Source organism: Streptomyces sp. 8P21H-1 (assembly GCF_013302945.1).
On sequence record NZ_JABTYA010000232.1, the window covers coordinates 25,810 to 29,185 of the forward strand.

4 protein-coding genes (1 of these 4 cut by a window edge) are annotated in these 3,376 nt (G+C 72.8%); 3 read left to right on the forward strand and 1 reads right to left on the reverse strand.

The window, feature by feature from the left end; genetic code table 11:
• Positions 1–282, forward strand: partial view of a serine/threonine-protein kinase gene (locus tag HO151_RS04345; RefSeq protein ID WP_173894785.1) — the 3' end only. The gene continues 1,185 nt to the left of window position 1, outside the view; only the last 282 of its 1,467 coding nucleotides appear in the window; the start codon falls outside the window, past its left edge; the stop codon is at positions 280–282.
• Entirely contained in the window at positions 221–667 is a 447-nt protein-coding gene (locus HO151_RS04350) for a DUF4328 domain-containing protein (protein ID WP_173894786.1), read from the forward strand. Before HO151_RS04345 ends, HO151_RS04350 begins: the two co-directional genes overlap by 62 nt.
• Positions 668–707: 40 nt before the next feature.
• Here HO151_RS04350 and HO151_RS04355 read toward each other — a convergent pair whose 3' ends face one another.
• Positions 708–2,255: a CehA/McbA family metallohydrolase gene (locus tag HO151_RS04355; RefSeq protein ID WP_173894792.1), complete on the reverse strand. Its 1,548-nt coding sequence runs from the start codon at positions 2,253–2,255 to the stop codon at positions 708–710.
• Between the two features lie 217 nt (positions 2,256–2,472).
• On the opposite strand from HO151_RS04355, the gene HO151_RS04360 reads away from it, so the two are divergent.
• Positions 2,473–3,318: an LLM class F420-dependent oxidoreductase gene (locus tag HO151_RS04360; protein ID WP_173894787.1), complete on the forward strand. Its 846-nt coding sequence runs from the start codon at positions 2,473–2,475 to the stop codon at positions 3,316–3,318.
• The last annotated feature ends 58 nt before the right edge of the window (positions 3,319–3,376 follow it).

A 3,376-nucleotide genomic window follows, 5' to 3' on the forward strand; every position in this document is an offset into this window, starting at 1 on the left:
AGCCTTCTCCGCGCCCCCGGCCCGCCCCGCCCGCGCGCTCGCCACGGCCCTGGCCATCCTGCTCGGCCTCTACATCCTGCCCCTGCTGTTCCGCAGCGCCGTTCTCGGCGAGGCGTACCTCCTGCTCGAGGCGCGGGACAGCATGTCCGCCACCCGCGACGTCAACGGCTTCGAGGAGCTGAAGTTCGCGACGGACCTGGCCGACTCCGTCGAGCTCCTGATGGGCCTGGCCGTGGTGGTGGTGTGGTCGATCTGGTTCCAGCGCGTCCGCCACAACGCTGAGGCGTTCGAGCCGGGACAGCTGCGCTACGCGTCCGCGATGGCGGCCGGGTCCTGGTTCGTCCCGCTCGTCAACCTCATCATGCCCAAGCAGATCAGCAACGACATCTGGACGGCGTCCACCGGCCACCGCGTCGGCGCCGGACGGTGGATCCTGCACCTGTGGTGGTGGAGCTTCGTCGCCTACGCCGTCATGTACGTCAGCGGCTCGTGGAGCAGCTGGTACGACAGCGACGTCGTGGTCGAGGCCACGGACGACATCGTCACCGGGCTGGTCACCAACGTCCTGGGCGTCGTGAGCGCCGTGCTGGCCGTCCTCGTCGTCAAGCGGCTCACCACGGTCCAGCAGGCCCGCATCCAGCAGGCGCGGAACGCCGGTACCGCCTGAGGCGCCTCAGGCGGTACCGGCCCCTTCCCTTCCCTTCTCCCTACCGCCCCAGGAAGACCGGGTTGGTGAACGCCGCCAGCGCTCCCGGCAGCGGCCCCGCCGCCACCTCGTGCCGTACCTCCGCGCGTACGTACGCCGCGTACTGGGCCGTCGTGCGCCACTCCACCGTGCCGGAGCCCGACACCGGCAGGGCGGGGCTCGTGTGCAGGACGCCCTGGTCCGTGACGAGGCGGACCGTGCAGCGCGGCGCCCCCGAGACCTCCAGGCGGACCGTGACCGGGTCGTCGCGGTCCACCTTCAACCGCCCGCCGATTCCCGCGTGTTGGCCCTTCGGACCGGTCGCCGAGAACGACAGCGACACCGCCTTCGACTCGGCCACGTACGAGCGGCCGGCCCGGATGCCCTCCTGGATCGCCTCACGGGTCAGGTCGTCGGCGAGGACGACCGTCTGCGGGGTGCCGACGGGGTCGGGATCGCGGTGGGCATCGCTGCTCCCCATCGCCGGGATCCAGCCCCGGCCCTCCCGCACGGAGGCCACGAGCATGCTGTCCCAGTCGGCGAGCGACACCTCGTCGTCGGGGCCGTACGCGCCGTTCCACACCTCCACCGCGTCCGCCTCGCCGAAGCCGAACTTCCAGTTGCAGCCGATGCAGGTGGCGTGCGGATGGGCGGGGACGACCAGCCCGCCGGCCTCGCGGATGCGGCGCGCGTACTTGCCGAAGCGGTTGTCGCGCGCCCGGTAGCGCCAGTCGATGAACGTGCCCGGGTCGGTGCCGAGCGCGACGACGTGACCGTTCCGCGTCGTCACCTCCTCGCCCAGCAGGATCAGCAGCTCCCCGTCGGGGTGCGGGCCGGCCTGGTCGGCCCAGTGGGCGTGCGAGGAGTGCGTGTTGTGCTCGGACGTGTTGATGAAGTCCAGGCCCGCCGCCCGCGCCAGCGCCGCGATCTCGGCCGGGGTGCGGCGGCCGTCCGAGTACCAGGAGTGCAGGTGGCAGTCGCCCCGGTACCAGGCCCGGCCGCGGCCCCTGGCCCGCGACGGCGGGTACACCGGCTTCACGGTCTCGCCCGGTTCGCCGTACGTCAGCGTGATGGTGACCTCGTACGCGAGCCCCTGCGGAGCCACCGTGTACGGGCCCAGCGCGATGTGCCAGGTGCCCGCGCGGACCGGGCCCGGCAGGTAGCCGGGCGTCGCGTCGTCCGCGCGGAGGAAGAACTCCGTGCGCGCCCCGCCCGACCAGCCGCGGAACCCCTTGCCGCCCAGTTCGATGCCGCGCTGGTCGAAGATCCCGATGTCGAGTGCGTTGCCCACCGTCCCGGCCGGGACGGCGGGCCGCTCGTAGGTGTACGCGACCCTGATCTCCCGCACGCCGGACGGGACTTCGACGGGCAGGTACACGAAGTCGGGCGCGCCGGGGGGCAGGGTGCCGCGTACGGTCCTGGTCTCGGAGGTCCCGGGCGCCTCCGCCGCTTCGGCCGCCCGGTCCGGGAAGCTCACGCTCCCCAGGGTGAGCGCGGCGGCGGCCCCCGTCACGAACAGGGCGCGTCTGCCGATGCCGTGGTCGCTCGCGTGCTGGTCGTCCTCGCACATGCTGCTGCTCCCCAGGTCGTCGTGAGTCACCGGCACCGGCACCGGCACCGGCACCGGTGGCGCGGGTGTGGTGGCCACCAGCCTTGTATTCAGCCGTGAACCACGGTTCAAGGGAAGGGGACCGGCAGCTTTCGGGAACGGAGCACCCGCACGCCCACGACGAATGTGCCGACCGGTCGGTATGGACACGGGAACCCCGCGCCGGTAGAGATGACGCATGCGCATCTCCGTGACGATCTTCCTCACCGATGAGACGATCACTCCGACCCGGCTCGCCCGTGAACTGGAACAACGCGGCTTCGCCGGGCTCTATCTGCCCGAACACACGCACATACCCGCGGAGCGGACCACCCCCTACCCGGCGGGGGGCGACCTGCCGCCGGAGTACGCCCGCACCCTGGACCCCTTCGTCGCCCTCGGCCAGGCGGCGGCCGTCACCGAGGCGCTCGCGCTCGGCACCGGCATCACCCTCGTCACCCAGCACGACCCGATCGACCTCGCCAAGCAGATCGCGACCCTCGACCACCTCTCCGGCGGCCGCTTCACCCTCGGCATCGGTTTCGGCTGGAACGTCGAGGAAGCCGCCGACCACGGCGTGGAGTGGAGCACGCGACGGGAGCTGGGCCGGGACCGGATGGCGTTGATGCGGGCCCTGTGGTCGCCCGAACCGACCGCGTACGAGGGCCGGTTCGACTCCGTACGGGCCAGCCACGCCCACCCCAAGCCCGTGCAGAAGCCGCGCGGGCAGCTCGTCGGGCCGCGCACGCTCATCGGGGGAGCGGCGGGCCCCAAGCTCTTCGCGCACATCGCCGAGTACGCGGACGGCTGGCTGCCGATCGGCGGCAGGGGCCTGACGGAGTCGCTGCCCGTGCTGCGCACCGCATGGGCCGAGGCGGGCCGGGACCCCGGCACCCTCCAGGTCGTGCCGTACGCCGTGCTGCCCGGCGCGGGCAAGCTCGCGCACTACGCGGACCTCGGCATCGAGGAGGTCGTGCTGCAACTGCCGCCGGCGGGGGAGGAGGAGGTGCTGCGCGTACTGGACGAGTACGCGGCGTACCTCTAGAGCGCCCGGCCCCCGCGCGCCCAGCTGCCGTGCGCGCCCGGCCCCCGCGCGCCCAGCT

Bases quoted from the DNA above. Each gene is read 5' to 3' on its own strand.
- HO151_RS04350 (WP_173894786.1), top strand. From the start codon at position 221: ATGGGCCTGGCCGTGGTGGTGGTGTGGTCGATCTGGTTCCAGCGCGTC.
- HO151_RS04355 (WP_173894792.1), bottom strand. From the start codon at position 2,255: ATGTGCGAGGACGACCAGCACGCGAGCGACCACGGCATCGGCAGACGC.
- HO151_RS04360 (WP_173894787.1), top strand. From the start codon at position 2,473: ATGCGCATCTCCGTGACGATCTTCCTCACCGATGAGACGATCACTCCG.